The 16,425-nt window shown below is 73.3% G+C and carries 19 protein-coding genes; 18 read left to right on the forward strand and 1 reads right to left on the reverse strand.

The features are described from left to right. Window positions 1–45 precede the first annotated feature (45 nt). The 10 genes from ACI79K_RS05150 (at window position 46) to ACI79K_RS05195 (ending at window position 9,796) form a co-directional block, all read left to right on the forward strand. A complete protein-coding gene (locus ACI79K_RS05150; RefSeq protein WP_456591228.1) occupies window positions 46–1,224 on the forward strand; it encodes an ABC transporter substrate-binding protein in 1,179 nt (392 codons plus the stop codon). A 134-nt stretch (window positions 1,225–1,358) separates the two neighbouring features. Continuing rightward, window positions 1,359–2,234: a branched-chain amino acid ABC transporter permease gene (locus ACI79K_RS05155; RefSeq protein WP_456591300.1), complete on the forward strand. Its 876-nt coding sequence runs from the start codon at window positions 1,359–1,361 to the stop codon at window positions 2,232–2,234. After that, entirely contained in the window at window positions 2,234–4,054 is a 1,821-nt protein-coding gene (locus tag ACI79K_RS05160) for a branched-chain amino acid ABC transporter ATP-binding protein/permease (protein WP_456599125.1), read from the forward strand. Before ACI79K_RS05155 ends, ACI79K_RS05160 begins: the two co-directional genes overlap by 1 nt. After that, window positions 4,051–4,773: an ABC transporter ATP-binding protein gene (locus ACI79K_RS05165; RefSeq protein WP_456599126.1), complete on the forward strand. Its 723-nt coding sequence runs from the start codon at window positions 4,051–4,053 to the stop codon at window positions 4,771–4,773. Before ACI79K_RS05160 ends, ACI79K_RS05165 begins: the two co-directional genes overlap by 4 nt. Before the next feature lie 218 nt (window positions 4,774–4,991). Next, on the forward strand, window positions 4,992–5,351 hold the full coding sequence (locus ACI79K_RS05170; RefSeq protein WP_456588904.1) for a histidine triad nucleotide-binding protein: 360 nt from the start codon (window positions 4,992–4,994) through the stop codon (window positions 5,349–5,351). A gap of 61 nt (window positions 5,352–5,412) precedes the next feature. After that, window positions 5,413–6,234: an enoyl-CoA hydratase/isomerase family protein gene (locus ACI79K_RS05175; protein ID WP_456599127.1), complete on the forward strand. Its 822-nt coding sequence runs from the start codon at window positions 5,413–5,415 to the stop codon at window positions 6,232–6,234. A 253-nt stretch (window positions 6,235–6,487) separates the two neighbouring features. Beyond that, a complete protein-coding gene (locus tag ACI79K_RS05180; RefSeq protein ID WP_456588906.1) occupies window positions 6,488–7,510 on the forward strand; it encodes a PhoH family protein in 1,023 nt (340 codons plus the stop codon). A 5-nt stretch (window positions 7,511–7,515) separates the two neighbouring features. Then, the gene (ybeY, locus tag ACI79K_RS05185; RefSeq protein ID WP_456588907.1) at window positions 7,516–8,019 is read left to right on the forward strand and encodes an rRNA maturation RNase YbeY; all 504 of its coding nucleotides are present in this window, start codon (window positions 7,516–7,518) and stop codon (window positions 8,017–8,019) included. Next, the gene (locus ACI79K_RS05190; protein WP_456588908.1) at window positions 8,016–9,377 is read left to right on the forward strand and encodes a hemolysin family protein; all 1,362 of its coding nucleotides are present in this window, start codon (window positions 8,016–8,018) and stop codon (window positions 9,375–9,377) included. The genes ybeY and ACI79K_RS05190 overlap by 4 nt, the downstream gene beginning before the upstream one ends. An 86-nt stretch (window positions 9,378–9,463) precedes the next feature. Next, window positions 9,464–9,796: a cytidine deaminase gene (locus ACI79K_RS05195; protein ID WP_456588909.1), complete on the forward strand. Its 333-nt coding sequence runs from the start codon at window positions 9,464–9,466 to the stop codon at window positions 9,794–9,796. Here the strand turns inward: ACI79K_RS05195 and ACI79K_RS05200 are convergent. Further along, window positions 9,793–10,380, reverse strand: coding sequence for a hypothetical protein (locus tag ACI79K_RS05200; protein ID WP_456588910.1), 588 nt, complete (start codon window positions 10,378–10,380; stop codon window positions 9,793–9,795). The two genes, ACI79K_RS05195 and ACI79K_RS05200, sit on opposite strands and share 4 nt — an antisense overlap. A 129-nt stretch (window positions 10,381–10,509) precedes the next feature. Between ACI79K_RS05200 and ACI79K_RS05205 the strand changes: the two genes are divergently transcribed. The 8 genes from ACI79K_RS05205 to ACI79K_RS05240 all read left to right on the forward strand — a co-directional run bounded on the left by ACI79K_RS05205 (window position 10,510) and on the right by ACI79K_RS05240 (window position 16,421). Beyond that, on the forward strand, window positions 10,510–10,710 hold the full coding sequence (locus tag ACI79K_RS05205) for a hypothetical protein (RefSeq protein ID WP_456588911.1): 201 nt from the start codon (window positions 10,510–10,512) through the stop codon (window positions 10,708–10,710). Between the two features lie 81 nt (window positions 10,711–10,791). Beyond that, complete coding sequence (era, locus tag ACI79K_RS05210; protein ID WP_456588912.1) at window positions 10,792–11,706, forward strand: GTPase Era; 915 nt, start codon at window positions 10,792–10,794, stop codon at window positions 11,704–11,706. 2 nt (window positions 11,707–11,708) lie between these two features. Further along, the gene (recO, locus tag ACI79K_RS05215; protein WP_456588913.1) at window positions 11,709–12,500 is read left to right on the forward strand and encodes a DNA repair protein RecO; all 792 of its coding nucleotides are present in this window, start codon (window positions 11,709–11,711) and stop codon (window positions 12,498–12,500) included. Continuing rightward, window positions 12,490–13,254, forward strand: coding sequence for an isoprenyl transferase (locus tag ACI79K_RS05220; RefSeq protein ID WP_456588914.1), 765 nt, complete (start codon window positions 12,490–12,492; stop codon window positions 13,252–13,254). Before recO ends, ACI79K_RS05220 begins: the two co-directional genes overlap by 11 nt. Window positions 13,255–13,326: 72 nt before the next feature. Next, complete coding sequence (locus ACI79K_RS05225) at window positions 13,327–14,202, forward strand: hypothetical protein (RefSeq protein ID WP_456599128.1); 876 nt, start codon at window positions 13,327–13,329, stop codon at window positions 14,200–14,202. Window positions 14,203–14,271: 69 nt separating this feature from the next. Continuing rightward, on the forward strand, window positions 14,272–14,547 hold the full coding sequence (locus ACI79K_RS05230; protein WP_456588916.1) for an antibiotic biosynthesis monooxygenase: 276 nt from the start codon (window positions 14,272–14,274) through the stop codon (window positions 14,545–14,547). 23 nt (window positions 14,548–14,570) lie between these two features. Continuing rightward, window positions 14,571–14,951, forward strand: a complete 381-nt coding sequence (locus ACI79K_RS05235) for an HNH endonuclease (RefSeq protein ID WP_456588917.1) — start codon at window positions 14,571–14,573, stop codon at window positions 14,949–14,951. Between the two features lie 72 nt (window positions 14,952–15,023). Next, window positions 15,024–16,421 (forward strand): glycine--tRNA ligase, encoded by a 1,398-nt coding sequence (locus ACI79K_RS05240; protein WP_456588918.1) that lies wholly within the window; start codon window positions 15,024–15,026, stop codon window positions 16,419–16,421. Window positions 16,422–16,425 lie beyond the last annotated feature (4 nt).

A 16,425-nucleotide genomic window follows, 5' to 3' on the forward strand; every position in this document is an offset into this window, starting at 1 on the left:
GCCGCCTCGGCGGTGCGCGGTCGTCGTGCTCGACAAGGGAGAGACATGCGCACCAAGCTCCACACCGTCGCCGCGGCCGGCGCCGCGGCCCTCCTCCTCGCCTCCTGCGGCTCCGGTGAGTCCGACGGCGGGGGAACCGCTGCCTCCGGAGAGCTGACCGGCGAGGGCAGCGGCGAATCCTGCACCATCGAGGGCGAGGTGCCCCTCGGCGCGGTGCTCAGCCTCACCGGCGCCGCGGCCAGCTACGGCGAGTCGCAGCAGCGCGGCCTGCAACTGGCCGCCGCGGAGCTCGCCGAGCAGGGCGGCGTCACCTACGACCTCACGATCGAGGACGACCAGACCGATCCGCGCCAGGCCATCACGCTGTTCGACGAGTTCGTCTCCGACGGCGTGAGCCTGATCATCGGCCCCACGCTGTCGAACGCCGCCGTCCAGGCCGACCCGATCGCCCAGGACGCAGGCGTCCCCGTGCTGGGGATCTCCAACACCGCCGAGGGCGTCACCGAGATCGGCGACTACATCTTCCGCGCCTCGCTCACCGAGCAGGCGGTGATCCCGCAGACGATCGCCCAGGCGACCGAGCAGTTCGGGCTCCAGGACGTCGTGGTCATGTACAGCAACGACGACGCCTTCACCGAGTCCGGCTACGAGGCGTTCGCCGCCGCGCTGGAGGAGGAGGGCGTGAACATCAGCGAGACGATCACCTTCTCCAAGTCCGACACCGATTTCCGCGCCCTGCTCACCCAGGCCCGGGAGAACGACCCCGACGCGCTGGTCGTCTCCGCCCTGATCGAGGCAGCGGTGCCGCTGGTGACCCAGGCCCGTGAGCTCGGCATCGACGTGCCGATCATCGGCGGCAACGGGTTCAACAACCCGCGGCTCATGGCCGACGCGGGCGAGGCGGCCGAGGGCGTCGTCGTCGGCGCCGCCTGGAACTCCTCGTCCGACAACCCGGAGAACCAGGCGTTCCTCGAGGCCTACGAGGCCGAGTACGACGCCCAGCCCGACCAGTTCGCGGCGCAGGCCTACGCCGGGCTGAAGCTGGTCGACCAGGCCGTGCGCGCCAACTGCTCCGGCGAGCGCGACAGCATCCAGGAAGCGCTCGGCGAGATCGAGGACGTGCCCACCGTCCTCGGCGAGTTCTCCATCGACGAGAACCGGGACGCCGACCACCCGGCCGTCGTGCAGGTCGTCGAGAACGGCCAGTTCGCCGTCCTGGAGTGATCTGCTCCGCGGCGCCGGCCCCCTGATCGGCCGGCACCGCGCTGCGACCCCGCCGGGGCCCGGTCCTCGGACCGGGCCCCGGCGGGCGTGTCGGCTACCGTGCCCGGGCACCCACGACGAGAACAGGCACCTCTGTGCAGCAGCTCCTGAACGGCATCTTCATCGGCTCCATCTACGCGTTGTTCGCCATCGGGTTCACGCTGGTCTTCGGCATCCTCGACCGGCTGAACCTCGCGCACCCCGCGGTCTTCGCGGCCTCCGCCTTCGTCGGCATCGAGCTGGTCGAGCGGGGCGGGCTGTCCCTCTGGGCCGCGCTGCCGATCGTCTTCGTCTTCGGCGCCGTCCTGGGGCTGGTGATCGAGCGGGTGGCGTTCCGGCCGCTCAAGGGCCGCGCCGACGCCCACTTCGCCGGGCTGATCTCCTCGATCGCGCTCGCCGGCATGCTGATCGCGCTGCTGCAGTGGCGCTACGGCCCGGACACCCGCCGATTCCCCCCGGGCTCGTTCCCCGACACCCGGTTCGAGGTGTTCGGCGCCCAGGTGACCCTCGTGCAGGTGGTCATCCTCGCGGTCTCCCTCGCCCTGATGGTGGCGCTGACCTACATGGTCACCCGCACCCGGCTGGGCCGGGGGATGCGCGCGGTCGCCGAGAACCCGACGGCGGCGCGGGTGCTCGGCGTGAACGTCGACCGGGTCACCGCGGTCACCTTCGCGATCTCCTCGGCGCTCGGCGCGGTCGCCGGCGTGCTGTTCGCGATCAACGTGAACACCGCCCAGCTGGGCATGGGCGCGGCCATCGAGCTCAAGGGGCTGGCAGTCATCATCGTCGGCGGCATGGGCTCGCTGCCCGGCGCCCTCATCGGCGGGCTGCTGCTGGGCCTGGCCGAGGTGTTCGCCGTCCAGTACATCGGCTCGTCGTGGGTGAACGTCATCGCCTTCGGCCTGCTGTTCGTGATCCTGCTGCTGCGCCCGCAGGGGCTGCTCGGCGCGCGGAAGGTCCGGGAGGTCTGATGCTGGGCCAGTACGCCACCACGCTCACCTTCATCGCCCTCGGGGCGATCTTCGCCTACTCCTTCTACGCCGTCCTGATCGCCGGGCAGCTGAGCCTCGGCCAGGCGGGCTTCGCCTCCCTCGCAGCGTTCTCCGGTGCCTACCTGTCACCCGCCGGCGCCGACGTCGGCGAGATCCCCGCGCTGCTGATCGCCGTGGCGATCGGCATGTCCGTCGGCGCGCTCGGCGCCGTCGTCCTGGGCCTGCCGACCATGCACCTGCGCGGGGTCTTCCTGGCGATCGCCACCCTCGGGTTCGCCGAGGCCGTCCGCGTGGTCCTGCTCAACCAGGAGTGGACCGGCGGCGCGCAGGGCCTGGGGGTCCCCCGGGTCCTGACCGTCGGCATGGCCTGGACCGCGCTCGCGCTGGTCGCGTACTGGTTCTGGCGGATGGGGCGCTCGCGCTACGGCCGCGCGCTGGAGGCCATCCGGGAGGACGAGCTGGCCGCCCGCTCCATGGGCATCGACGTGGGGCGCCACCGGCTCGCCGCGTTCGTCACCGCGGGCGCGGTCGCCGGGTTGTACGGCGTCCTCTACGCCTACTACGTCCGGCTCATCGCCCCCAACGACTTCGACTTCACGGCGGCCGTGGAGGGACTGGTCACCGCGGTGGTCGGGGGATCCACGATGTTCCTCGGGCCGCTGCTGGGCAGCGGGTTCCAGACGATCGTCCCCGAGCTCCAGCGGGCGGTCGGCGTGGAGGCCGGCTGGATCCGGCCGTTCCTCGCCAGCCTGCTCCTGCTGGTCGTCATCCTCTTCCTGCCCGGTGGCCTGGCCAGCCTGATCCCGCGCCGCACCCGGATGCCCTCCGGCGGGGTCGACGACGACGCCACCGGCCTCGCCGCCCGTCGCCACCCGGCGGCCGGGGAGCCGGTGGTCACCCTCGCCGGCCTGGGCAAGGAGTACGGCGGGGTGCACGCCGTCCGGGGCGTGGACCTGGAGATCCGGGCCGGCGAGGTCGTCGGCCTGATCGGCCCCAACGGAGCCGGCAAGACGACGCTGGTGAACATGATCAGCGGGCTGGTCCCACCCAGCTCCGGCAGTGCGACGGTGCTCGGGACGACGATCGGCGCCACGCCGGTGCACCGGATCGCGGCGGCGGGCGTGAGCCGCACGTTCCAGCACTCGAAGCTGTTCAACCGGCTGTCGGCGCTGGAGAACGTGCTGGTCGGGGCGCACCTGGTCAGCCGGCCGACCTTCCTGCGGCGGCTGCTCTGGTTGCCGTCGGCGCGGCGGGACGAGCGGGCCGCGCTGCGCCAGGCGGCCCGCTGCCTGGAGCGCGTCGGGCTCACCGAGCTCGCCGCCAGCCGGGCCGAGGCGCTCTCCTACGGCGACCAGCGCAGGCTCGAGATCGCCCGTGCGCTCGCCTCCGATCCCTCCCTGCTGATCCTCGACGAGCCGGCCGCGGGGATGAACCGCGTCGAGGCGGAGCGGCTGTCCGAGCTGATCCGGTCGCTGGCGCGGGACGGGCTGACCATCCTGTTCATCGAGCACAACGTCGGCATGGTCCTGAAGACCTGCACCCGGGTCGTGGTCCTCAACTTCGGCGAGGTGATCGCCAGCGGCGCGCCGGACCAGGTCGCGGCCGACCCGGTGGTCATCGAGGCATACCTGGGCTCGGCCGGGGACGACGACGGTGGTGGCTCGATCGCCGATGGCACCCAGGTGGACCCGACCGCGGCAGGCGACGACGCCGTGCCACCGGACGCCGTCGCCAACGTGCGACCAGGCGCCGCCGGCACCCTGGACACGCCCGACACCACCCCGGGGGATGCGAGATGAGCGATCCGATCCTCACCGTCGAGGACCTGCGGGTGACCTACGGACGGGTCGAGGCCGTCCGGGGCGTCAGCTTCCGAGCCGAGCGGGGCTCGCTGGTGACCCTCGTCGGGGCGAACGGGGCGGGCAAGTCCTCGGTCATCAACGCCGTCTCCGGCATGCTGCGGCCGGCAGGTGGGCGGATCACGTTCGAGGGCCAGGACATCACCCGCACCCCGGCGCACAAGCTGGTGGGGCGGGGCCTCGTGCAGGTGCCCGAGGGCCGGCAGATCCTCGCCACGCTCACCATCGAGGAGAACCTCCAGATGGGCACGTGGCACTCCGGGGCCAGCGGCGCGCGCTCCGTCGACGCGATGTACGACCGGTTCCCGGTGCTGGCCGAGCGCCGGGCGCTGCCGGCCGGAGCGCTCTCCGGCGGCGAGCAGCAGATGCTCGCCATCGCCCGTGCCCTGGTGGCCGGGCCGACGGTCATGCTCATGGACGAGCCGTCGATGGGGCTGGCGCCCAAGATCGTCGACGAGGTCTTCCGCGTGATCGAGGAGATCCGCGCCTCGGGCACCACGGTGGTGCTGGTGGAGCAGAACGCTCGCCGGGCGCTGCGCGCCGCCGACCACGGGTACGTGCTCCAGAGCGGGGAGGTGGTGCACTCCGGGCCGGCCGACGAGCTGCTCGCCGACGAGCGGATCGTGCAGGCGTACCTCGGGGTCGAGAGCGGCGGCTGACGGCCGACGCGCTGGAACGGCCCCCGTGCCGGGTCCCGCCGCGAGCGCAGCGAGTGGTGGGGAGCAGGTGACGTCCTGGAACGGCCCCCGTGCCGGGTCCCGCCGTGAGCGCAGCGAGTGGTGGGGAGCAGGTGACGTCCTGGAACGGCCCCCGTGCCGGGTCCCGCCGCGAGCGCAGCGAGTGGTGGGGAGCACGGGGGTCCTCCTAGGGTCGGGGCGTGACCGACTGCCTGTTCTGCCGCATGGTCGCCGGCGAGATCCCCGCCGACGTCGTCCACGAGACCGACCGGGTGCTCGCCTTCCGCGACATCAACCCGCAGGCCCCGACCCACGTGCTCGTCATCCCCAAGGAGCACCACGCGACCGTCGGTGCTCTGGTGACGGCCGACCCGGCCCTGCTCGGCGAGGTGGTCGCCGGGGCGCACGCGGTGGCCACCCGGGAGGGCCTGGTGACCGACGGCGGTGCCGCACCCGGCTACCGCCTCGTCACCAACACCGGTCCGCAGGCCGGGCAGAGCGTCCACCACGTCCACCTGCACGTCCTGGGTGGCCGCGACCTCGGCTGGCCGCCCGGCTGAGCAGCCGCCCTCCCGGACGGCCGTCGCTGCGGCCCGCGGGGTGGGCTGAGAGGGTGAGGGCATGGCCGATCCCACCGCACCCCTCCGCGTCGAGCGCGACGGTGACGTCGCCGTCGTCGTCCTGGACAACCCGCCGCTGAACCTGTTCGACGCCGCGACCTTCGACGCGATGGAGACGGTGGCGGGCGAGCTGGTCGCGCTGACCGATCCGTCCCGGGCCGACCGGGCCCGTGCGGTGCTGGTCGAGGCGCGCGGCAAGGTCGTCTCGGGCGGGGTGGACGTCACCTATTTCCGCGACATCGCCGAGGGGCCGGAGCCGGCGGAGCGCGGCGGTGAGCTGTGGGCCCGGCTGCTGCGCGTGGCCAACGCGTTCGAGGACCTGCCGGTGCCCACCGTGTTCGCCGCCCACGGGCTCTGCCTGACCGCGGCCTTCGAGCTGGCGCTCTCCTGCGACATCCTGCTGGCGGCGGAGAAGGCGTCGTTCGGGCTCGTGGAGATCGTCGTCGGGCTCACCCCGTCGATGGGCGGCCCGCAGCGGCTGGCCGAGCGGGCGGGGCCGGCCCGGGCCAAGGAGCTGATCTACACGGGGGAGCGCTACCCGGCCGCCGTCCTGGAGCGCTGGAACGTCGTCAACCGGGTGCTGCCCGACGAGGGCTTCGCCGAGGCGGCGCGGGAGTACGCCCGCCGCGTCGCGGCCGGCCCCACCGTGGCGCACGCGGCGACCAAGCGGCTGGCCACCGTCGCCGTCCGCGAGGGCGCCCGCGCCGCCGACGCCCTGGTGCCGGAGATCTCCGGTCCGCTCTTCGCCACCGAGGACCTCCGCGGCGCCGTCGCCTCGTTCCTCACCGAGGGCCCGGGCAAGGCGACCTACCGGGGGCGCTGACCCCTTCGGGCGAGCCGGGGTTCGGGGGTCCGGGCGCGGGTAGAGTCGAACGGTCACCAGTGCGGGTCCCCCGCACTTCGCCGTCGCAGGAAGGCAGGGTCGAGGGTTCTTGCCCGACACCTCCCCGAACGTCCCCGTGCCAGGTGTTCCCACGTCGCGTGAGGCCTCGGCGCAGGCCGCCACGGCGGACGGCACGCTCGTCGCTCCGTCCGCCGCGCCCGCCGGTACGCCGGCAGGCGCCGTCCCCCCGCCCGTGCGGGCCACCATCGCCGTGCCCGACGGCGTGTCCATGGTCTCCCTGCTCGGCTCGGGCGACGAGCTGCTCCGGCTCGTGGAGGCAGAGCTCGCCGCCGACGTGCACGTGCGCGGCAACGAGATCGCCGTCACCGGGCAGCCGGCCGACAACGCCTTCGCCGTCCGGGTCTTCGACGAGCTGATCGCCCTGCTCGGCACGGGCCAGGTGCTCCGGCCCGACTCGGTGCGCCGGGTCATCGGCATGCTCAAGGCCGGCGGCGCCGAGCGCCCCGCCGACGTGCTGAGCCTGGACATCATCAGCCGGCGCGGCCGCACCATCCGGCCGAAGACGCTGAACCAGAAGCGCTACGTCGACGCGATCGACGAGCACACGATCGTCTTCGGCATCGGCCCGGCGGGTACCGGCAAGACCTACCTGGCGATGGCCAAGGCGGTGCAGGCCCTCACGACCAAGCAGGTCAACCGGATCATCCTGACCCGCCCCGCCGTCGAAGCGGGTGAGCGGCTGGGCTACCTGCCCGGCACGCTCTCGGAGAAGATCGACCCCTACCTGCGGCCGCTGTACGACGCGCTGCACGACATGGTCGACCCGGAGTCGATCCCGCGGCTGATGCAGGCGGGCACGATCGAGGTCGCCCCGCTGGCCTACATGCGTGGCCGGACGCTGAACGACGCGTTCGTCATCCTCGACGAGGCGCAGAACACCACCGCCGAGCAGATGAAGATGTTCCTCACCCGGCTCGGCTTCGGTTCCAAGATCGTCGTCACCGGTGACGTCACGCAGGTCGACCTGCCCGGTGGTGCGCAGAGCGGGCTGAAGATCGTCCGCGAGATCCTCGACGGCATCGAGGACGTGCACTTCGCCAACCTGAGCAGCTCCGACGTCGTCCGCCACCGGTTGGTCGGCAACATCGTCGACGCGTACGAGCGCTGGGACGCGACCCGTCAGTCACCCACCAGCCGATCGGCCGCCGGCGCGCCACCGGTCCGCACCTCCCGACCGCGCCGGCAGGGGAGCTGACCGCCGTGCCCGTCGAGGTGTCCAACGAGTCCGAGATCGCCGTGGACGAGGCCGAGCTGGCCGGTGTCTGCCGCTTCGTGCTCGGCGAGATGAAGATCAACCAGATGGCCGAGCTCTCGGTGCTCTGCGTCGACCCCGACTACATGAGCAGCCTGCACGAGCGGTGGATGGGCGAGAAGGGCCCCACCGACGTGCTGGCCTTCCCGATGGACGAGTTCGACGGCGGCCGGCCCGACGACCCCGAGCCGGGGCCCGCGCTGCTCGGCGACATCGTGCTGTGCCCCGCGGTCGCCGTCCGGCAGGCCCGGGCCGCCGGGCACTCGATGGACGACGAGCTGGTGCTGCTGGCCACCCACGGCGTTCTCCACCTGTTGGGCTACGACCACATGGAGCCCGACGAGGAGAAGGAGATGTTCGGCCTCCAGACGAAGCTCATCGACGCCTGGCGGGCGGCCCCCCGTGAGCCGGTGACGGGCGCGCCGACGGGTCAGGAGACCGGTTCCCGATGAGTACCGGCGCGATCACCACCCTGGTGATCGCCATCTGCCTGGTTCCGCTCGCCGGCCTGTTCGGCGCGATGGAGGCGGCTCTCCAGCGGGTCTCCAAGGCCCGCGTCGAGGAGCTGCGCCGGGACGGGGTGAAGCGCGCGGCGGCGCTGGAGGAGATCGTCGCCGAGCGGGCGCGGCACGTCTCGCTGCTCCTGCTGCTGCGGATCGTCTGCGAGATGGTCTCCGCGGTCATCGTGGCGCTGCTCTTCTTCGACCTGTGGGACAGCACACTGCAGGCGGTCCTGGCCGCCGCAGGGGTCATGACGGTGGTCAGCTACGTGCTCGTCGGCGTCGGGCCGCGCACCCTCGGCCGCCAGCACGCCTACGGGACGGCGCTGGCCTCCGCCGGGGTCGTCCGGCTGCTGGGCCGGGTGCTCGGGCCCGTGGCGAGCCTGCTGATCCTGGTCGGCAACGCGATCACCCCCGGGCGCGGCTTCCGGGACGGCCCGTTCTCCTCGGAGGTCGAGCTGCGCGAGCTGGTCGACATGGCCGAGGAGCGCGGTGTCGTCGAGTCCGGCGAGCGCAACATGATCCACTCGGTGTTCGAGCTGGGCGACACGATCGCCCGCGAGGTCATGGTCCCGCGCACCGACGTCGTCTGGATAGAGCGCACCAAGACGGTGCGCCAGGCGCTGGCGCTGGCGCTGCGCAGCGGCTTCAGCCGGATCCCGGTGATCGGCGAGAACGTCGACGACGTGGTCGGCGTGGTCTACCTCAAGGACCTGGTCCGCCGGTCGCAGAACCTGCCGGACCGCAGCGGGCCCAAGGTCGAGGAGCTCATGCGCCCGCCGACGTTCGTGCCGGAGTCCAAGCCGGTCGACGAGCTGCTGCGGGACATGCAGGCGCAGCGCATCCACATCGCGATCGTGGTCGACGAGTACGGCGGGTTCGCCGGCCTGGTCACCATCGAGGACATCCTGGAGGAGATCGTCGGGGAGATCGCCGACGAGCACGACGCCTTCCAGCGGCCGGAGATCGAGCAGCTGGAGGACGGCTCGGCGCGGGTCACCGCCCGGCTGCCGGTGCAGGACCTCGCCCAGGTGTTCCCCGGGGTGGAGCTGCCTGAGGACGACGACGTGGAGACCGTCGGCGGGCTGCTCGCCCGCGAGCTGGGGCGGGTGCCGATCGAGGGGGCGGCGGCTGAGGTCGGGGGACTGCGGCTGGTCGCCGAGAGCACCGGTGGGCGGCGCAACCGCATCGACACCCTGCTGGTCTGCCGGCTGCCCGAGCCGTCGGAGGACGGCGAGGAGGCCGCCGACGAGCAGCAGCCCTCGGGGGCCACCCGGGCGGAACAGCCGGCGGGCGTGGTGGAAGGCTGAGGAAGGACCCTCCCACCCCCCACTGCTCGCAGGCTCGCACCGGGCGCCTGTGAGAGGGCTGGACCGACCGGTAGGAGACTGATTCGGTGGCTGATCTGCACCCCGAGGACGCGAAGCTCGTCACGCTCGCCCGGTCGGCGCGGGCGCGCGCCGGTGCGACCGAGGGCGCCGCGGTGCGCGACACCGACGGCCGAACCTACGTCGCGGCGAGCGTGGCGCTGCCCTCCCTGACCCTCACCGCGCTCCAGGCCGCCGTCGCGGCCGCCGTCTCCAGCGGGGTCGAGGGGCTGGAGGCCGCCGTCGTCGTCTCCGCGGCCGAGGCCGTGGAGCCGGCCGGGCTGGCCGCCGTCCGCGACCTCGCCGCCGGCGCCCCCGTGCACCTGGCCGGCCCCGACGGCATCCTGCGCAGCTCGGTCTAGCGGGTCAGCGGGATCCCGAGCGCGTCGGCGAACGCCGCCGGGTCGCGCACCCACAGGGTGAGCGCCTGCTCGCCGTCGTCGCCCAGGTACCGGACGGCGATCCGGTTGCGCCCCGGCCACCACCCGCCGCGCTTCTCCGGCCGGGGCCAGTCCGCCGGAGCGGGGCCGACGCGTACCTCCTGCACCAGCGCGGACGGGACGACGGCTTCCGGATCGGTGCGGCTCCCGGCCACGTCGAACGACAGCCCGTGGTCGGAGACGGTCACCCGGCGGGTGTTCAGCAGGTACACCGCCAGGCCGGCGAGGAGCGCCAGCGGCAGCTCCTCGCGGACGGCCGGCCAGCCGCCGACCCAGCCGAACAGGCCGAGCCACAGGACGACGACGAGCACGGCGGCACCGGCCGCGAACGGACCTCCGGGCCGGTACTGCCAGTAGCGCAGCGGCGCGGGGACGACGGTCGCCGAGCGCTTCGGGCCCCAGCCGGCCACGAACCGGTGGCCGCGCACCTGCTCGACGTGCAGCCGCCGGGCGCGGTCCGCCGCCGCCCGGGGTGGGCGCGACCGGTTCCGCTGACGTCCTGGCACGCCCCCGATCATCCCAGCCGGCCGATCGTGCGCGTCCGCGGTGTGCCGGCCGGACGCTGGCAGGTTTCTTGCGCACGCAGTCGTTCCCGCCGCTTCCGCCGCGGGCGGGGAGCGCCGAGGGTCGACGGTGTGGCGACGCTGCTCTTCCTGCTCCTGCTGGTGCTCGTCCTGCGGTCGCTGGGGCGGCCGGCGGGCGGGGACCGCCGGGAGCCGGCGGACTCCTGGTCCGCGGCGGGCCGGCGGCTGGCCGGGGACGTCCTGGCGGGCGTGCGCGTCCTCGGCCGGCTCGACGCCGCCCGCCGTGACCGGATCGGCCGCCCCTGGTCCTGACGGGGCATCCCGGGGATCGCGGCGCCACGCGTCGGACTCCGCCGCGCGGCGTTGTCGGTCGCCGGTGGGAGACTTGCCCGCGTGACCGACCCTGACCAGCCGTACCGCAGTGGCTTCGTCGCGCTGGTCGGGCGTCCCAACGCCGGCAAGACCACGCTGACCAACGCGATGGTCGGCGAGAAGGTCGGCATCGTCAGCAACCGCCCGCAGACCACCCGGCACGCCATCCGCGGCGTCGTCCACCGGCCCGGCGGCCAGGTCGTGCTGGTCGACACCCCGGGCCTGCACAAGCCCAAGAGCCTGCTCGGCCGCCGGCTCAACGACGTCGTCCGCGACACCCTCTCCGACGTCGACGTGGTCGTCTTCTGCGTCCCGGCCGACCAGCCCGTCGGCACCGGGGACCGGTTCATCGCCCGCCAGCTGCAGGAGGTGAAGGCCCCGATCGTGCTCGTGGTGACGAAGACCGACGCCACGGGCAAGAAGCAGGTCGCCGAGCAGCTCATGGCGGCCAGCCAGCTGGTCGAGGCCGCCGAGGTGGTGCCCGTGAGCGCGGTGAAGGGCGAACAGGTCGAGCTCCTGGAGGACCTGCTGATCGGCCTGCTGCCCGAGGGGCCGCCGCTGTACCCGGAGGAGCAGACCACCGACGAGGACACCGAGCGCCAGCTGGCCGAGCTGGTCCGGGAAGCCGCGCTGGAGAAGGTGTTCCAGGAGGTGCCGCACTCCCTGGCGGTGACGATCGAGGAGCTGCACCGCCGCCCCGACCCGAAGTCCCCCGGGCGCGAGCTGGTCGAGGTGCACGCTCTGCTGCACTGCGAGCGGCCCAGCCAGAAGCCCATGCTGCTGGGCAAGGGTGGCTCGATCATCAAGGCGATCGGCACCGAGGCCCGCCAGGGCATGGAGACGCTGCTGGACGCCCGCGTGCACCTGGAGCTGCACGTCACCGTCCTCGGGGAGTGGCAGGACGACCCGAAGAAGCTCAACCGGCTGGGGTACTGAGCATGAGCGCGCACACCCCGAAGGCGCTCTACCGGGACGAGGGCATCGTCCTGCGCACCCAGAAGCTGGGTGAGGCCGACCGGATCGTCACCGTGCTCACCCGCCGGCACGGCAAGGTGCGGGCGGTGGCCAAGGGCGTGCGCCGCACCAAGAGCAAGTTCGGTGCCCGCCTCGAGCCGTTCACCCACGTCGACCTGCAGCTCTACACCGGCCGCAACCTCGACATCGTCAGCCAGGCCGAGTCGATCCGGTCCTACGGCCAGGAGGTCGTGGCCGACTACCCGGCCTATACCGCCGGCACCGCCGTTCTGGAGACGGCCGACCGGCTCACCGCGGAGGAGAAGGAGCCCTCGCTGCGGCTGTTCCTGCTGGTGGTGGGCGCGCTGCGGGCGCTGGGGGAGCGGGCGCACCCCGCGCCGCTGGTGCTCGACGCGTTCCTGCTGCGGGCGATGTCGGTGGCCGGGTGGGAGCCCGCGCTCGCGGAGTGCGCCCGCTGCGGCGAGGCCGGACCGCACCGGCACTTCTCGGTGCCCGCCGGCGGCACCGTCTGCCCGGCCTGCCGGCCCACCGGCTCGGCGATGCCCAGCCCGGTCACCATCGAGCTGCTCGACGCGCTGCTCACCGGCGACTGGACCCGGGCCGAGGCCAGCCAGGGCATCAACCGGCGGGAGGGCAGCGGGCTGGTCGCCGCGCTGCTGCAGTGGCACCTGGAGCGCGGGCTGCGCTCGCTGCCGTTGGTGGACCGGACCGAGTCGGCGCCCCGCCGGGAGATGAGCCTGCTGCATGAGGCGTGAGGTGAAGGCGCCGAATCCGCACCCGTCCGGCGCGCGCCCGCCGCAGCTGCCGAAGGACAAGGTCCCGCGGCACATCGCACTCGTCATGGACGGCAACGGCCGGTGGGCCAAGCAGCGCGGGCTGCCCCGCACCGCCGGGCACGAGGCGGGGGAGTCCTCGCTCTTCGACTGCGTGGAGGGCGCGATCGAGCTGGGGGTGAAGGCGATCAGCGCCTACGCCTTCTCCACCGAGAACTGGCGGCGCAGCCCCGAGGAGGTCCGCTTCCTCATGGGCTTCAACCGCGACGTGATCCGCCGGCGCCGCGACGAGATGCACGAGCTCGGGGTGCGGGTGCGCTGGGCGGGGCGGCGTCCGCGGCTGTGGCGCAGCGTCATCAAGGAGCTCGAGATCGCCGAGGAGCTCACGCAGGACAACGACGTCCTGACCCTGACCATGTGCGTCAACTACGGCGGCCGTGCCGAGATCGCCGACGCCGCCGCGGCGATCGGCCGCGAGGTCGCGGCCGGGCGGCTCAACCCCGACAAGATCGACGAGTCCACCGTCGCCCGGTTCCTCGACGAGCCGGACATGGAGGACGTCGACCTGTTCGTGCGCAGCTCGGGGGAGAACCGCACCAGCAACTTCCTGCTGTGGCAGTCGGCCTACGCCGAGTTCGTCTTCCTCGACACGCTGTGGCCCGACTTCGACCGCCGGCACCTGTGGGCCGCGTGCGAGGAGTTCGCCTCCCGGCAGCGCCGATTCGGTTCCGCCTGACGCCATGCGGCCGTACCGTTTCCGCTCAGCCGGGCAGCCCGCCGGCCGCGGCGCCGAGCGGAAGCGGAGACGATGACCCACCCCTCGACCGGTGACCAGCCCGCCGGCCCACCCGACCCGGCCGGCCGGCCGGGACACGGTCCGGCCGACGGCTCCGGGGCGACGGCCTGGACGCCGCCGACCGGGCCCTTCCCGGCCGCCCCGGTGCCGGGCGAGAGCGGCGGGTGGCCGCCGCCCTACGGGCACCAGCCCCCGGGCCAGCATCCGCCCCCGGGCCAGCAGCACTGGCACGGCGGGCCACCACCGTCCGGACCACCGCCCTACGGCCCGCCCCCGTACGGCGGGCCCGGCGTGCCGCCGGCCGACCGCCCGCGGAAGCGCACGCTGCTCCCGTGGCTGATCGGTGCCGCGGTGCTGCTGATCGCCGGTCTCGGCTTCCTGCTGGTCGTCCTGCTGCGCGGGGACGACGCCGAACGGCGCAGCGCCGAGCAGCCGGCGGGCGGGACCAGCGGGCCTGCCACGCAGCCGAGCCGGTCCCCGTCGGCGCCCCTCGGCGGAACGGGTCAGCTGCCCGGGGGCGCGCGGGGAGCCGAGCCCGTTCCCGGGCAGGAGGGCCGGTACGCCGGCTCGGGCGACGTCGCCCTCGCCTGGGTGGAGGCGATGGGCAAGGGCGACTTCCAGAACGCGTTCGACCTCTCCTGCGTGGAGGTCCAGGAGGGGGCGGTCGACGCCGCGGCCGGTGGTAACCCGGCGCAGGTGCTGGGTGACTACTTCTACCGCGTCACCCTCGGCGGCCAGGGCTTCACCAGCGGGACCTTCGACGGGGTCGAGCACCAGGCGGGGTCCGCCACCGACATGGCCTCGTTCACCCTGGAGCTCGACGACGGCGAACCCTTCCTCCTGCTGGTCCACGTCGGCGCCGACGGGACGGCCTGCGACTTCCGCTGACCGGCGGGGTGCCGACCCGGCGGGACGATGACGGAGGATGCCGGGCGTGGACCGGACGGGGGAGCGCGCATGTTCGCGGTGACACGGCTGCGGGTGGCCGCGGACGAGGCGGGCGCGCTCGCCGACGCGGTGGCCGGGCTGCTGGCGGCGCTCGCGGCCCGGCCCGGCTTCCGCGGCGGCGAGCTGGGCCGGGCCGCCGACGACCCGACCCTCTGGGCGCTGGTGACCCGCTGGGACGGGGTCGGCGCCTACCGGCGGGGTCTCTCCGCGGCCGAGGTCAAGGTCGCCGGAGCGCCGGTCTGGGTGCACGCCCTCGACGAGCCGGGCGCCTACCTCACCGACTGACGGGCAGCGCCTACGGTTCGGCCGTGGTCAGCCGCACCCGCACCGCCCGGTACGCCCGTCGGCGCAAGCGCCGCATGGACGCCGTCGAGCACGACCTCACCGATGCCCAGTGGGCTGCGCTGTCGCACGCCTGGGGCGGGTGCGCGTACTGCGGAGCCGCCGGGCCCCTGCAGCGCGACTGCGTGCTCCCGATCTCTCGGGGCGGGCGGTACACGTTCGGCAACGTCGTCCCGGCCTGCGGCCCCTGCAACGCCAGCAAGTGCAACGACGAGGTCACCGGCTGGCTGCGGCGCAAGCGACTGGACGAGCGGGCCTTCCTCGTGCGGCACGCCGAGATCCGGGCCTCGCTCACGCTGCTGTTCTGCCCGGAGACGCCCGGGCGACCGGATGCGGCCACCGACTGAGAGCGCCGCACGACCGGCCAACTACCGTGGGCAGGTCAACCGCCGACCGCCAGCCGGATGGAGCCTCTCCGCGTGAGCACCGCCAAGCACGACGCCGCCCGCCTCGACAAGGTCGTCAACCTCTGCAAGCGACGGGGCTTCGTGTTCCCGTCCGGGGAGATCTACGGCGGCACGCGCTCCGCCTGGGACTACGGCCCGCTGGGCGTCGAGCTCAAGGAGAACATCAAGCGCCAGTGGTGGCGCACCGTCGTGCAGAGCCGCGACGACATCGTCGGCCTGGACTCCTCGGTGATCCTGCCGCGCCAGACGTGGGTCGCCTCCGGCCACGTCGGGGTCTTCACCGACCCGCTGACCGAGTGCCAGAGCTGCCACAAGCGGTTCCGCGCCGACCACCTCGAGGAGGAGTTCGAGGCGAAGAAGGGCCGGCTCCCGGAGAACGGGCTGGCCGACATCGCCTGCCCGAACTGCGGCACGAAGGGCGCGTGGACCGAGCCGCGCGACTTCAACATGATGCTCAAGACCTACCTCGGCCCGGTCGAGGACGAGTCGGGGCTGCACTACCTGCGCCCGGAGACCGCGCAGGGCATCTTCGTGAACTTCGCCAACGTCATGGGCGCCGCGCGCAAGAAGCCCCCGTTCGGCATCGGCCAGATCGGCAAGTCGTTCCGCAACGAGATCACCCCGGGCAACTTCATCTTCCGCACCCGCGAGTTCGAGCAGATGGAGATGGAGTTCTTCGTCGAGCCGGGCACCGACGAGGAGTGGCACCAGTACTGGATCGACGAGCGCACCCGCTGGTACACCGACCTGGGCATCTCCCCGGACAACCTGCGGCACTACGAGCACGCGAAGGAGAAGCTGTCGCACTACTCGAAGCGCACCGTCGACATCGAGTACCGCTTCGGCTTCCAGGGCTCGGAGTGGGGTGAGCTGGAGGGGATCGCGAACCGCACCGACTTCGACCTGTCCACGCACACCCAGCACTCGGGCACCGACCTGTCCTACTTCGACCAGGCCAGCAACACCCGCTGGACGCCGTACGTCATCGAGCCGGCGGCCGGGCTCACCCGCTCGCTCATGGCGTTCCTCGTCGAGGCCTACACCGAGGACGAGGCGCCGAACGCCAAGGGCGGCGTCGACACCCGCACGGTGCTCAAGCTCGACCCGCGCCTGGCGCCGGTGAAGGCCGCCGTCCTGCCGCTGTCGCGCAACGCCGACCTCTCGCCCAAGGCCCGCGACCTGGCCGCTGCGCTGCGGCGGAACTGGAACGTGGACTTCGACGACGCCGGCGCCATCGGCCGTCGGTACCGGCGCCAGGACGAGGTCGGGACGCCGTTCTGCCTCACCGTCGACTTCGACACCCTCGAGGACCAGGCCGTGACCATCCGGGAGCGCGACTCGATGAGCCAGGAGCGCGTCGCGCTGGACCAGGTCGAGTCCTACCTCGCGGCCCGGCTCCCCGGCTGCTGACCGA

Source organism: Blastococcus sp. SYSU DS0616 (assembly GCF_054051015.1).

What these genes read in the sequence shown, in the direction of transcription:
- ACI79K_RS05150 (WP_456591228.1), top strand. Translation starts at nt 46, where the DNA reads ATGCGCACCAAGCTCCACACCGTCGCCGCGGCCGGCGCCGCGGCCCTC.
- ACI79K_RS05160 (WP_456599125.1), top strand. Translation starts at nt 2,234, where the DNA reads ATGCTGGGCCAGTACGCCACCACGCTCACCTTCATCGCCCTCGGGGCG.
- ACI79K_RS05165 (WP_456599126.1), top strand. Translation starts at nt 4,051, where the DNA reads ATGAGCGATCCGATCCTCACCGTCGAGGACCTGCGGGTGACCTACGGA.
- ACI79K_RS05175 (WP_456599127.1), top strand. Translation starts at nt 5,413, where the DNA reads ATGGCCGATCCCACCGCACCCCTCCGCGTCGAGCGCGACGGTGACGTC.
- ACI79K_RS05190 (WP_456588908.1), top strand. Translation starts at nt 8,016, where the DNA reads ATGAGTACCGGCGCGATCACCACCCTGGTGATCGCCATCTGCCTGGTT.
- recO (WP_456588913.1), top strand. Translation starts at nt 11,709, where the DNA reads ATGAGCGCGCACACCCCGAAGGCGCTCTACCGGGACGAGGGCATCGTC.
- ACI79K_RS05220 (WP_456588914.1), top strand. Translation starts at nt 12,490, where the DNA reads ATGAGGCGTGAGGTGAAGGCGCCGAATCCGCACCCGTCCGGCGCGCGC.
- ACI79K_RS05225 (WP_456599128.1), top strand. Translation starts at nt 13,327, where the DNA reads ATGACCCACCCCTCGACCGGTGACCAGCCCGCCGGCCCACCCGACCCG.
- ACI79K_RS05230 (WP_456588916.1), top strand. Translation starts at nt 14,272, where the DNA reads ATGTTCGCGGTGACACGGCTGCGGGTGGCCGCGGACGAGGCGGGCGCG.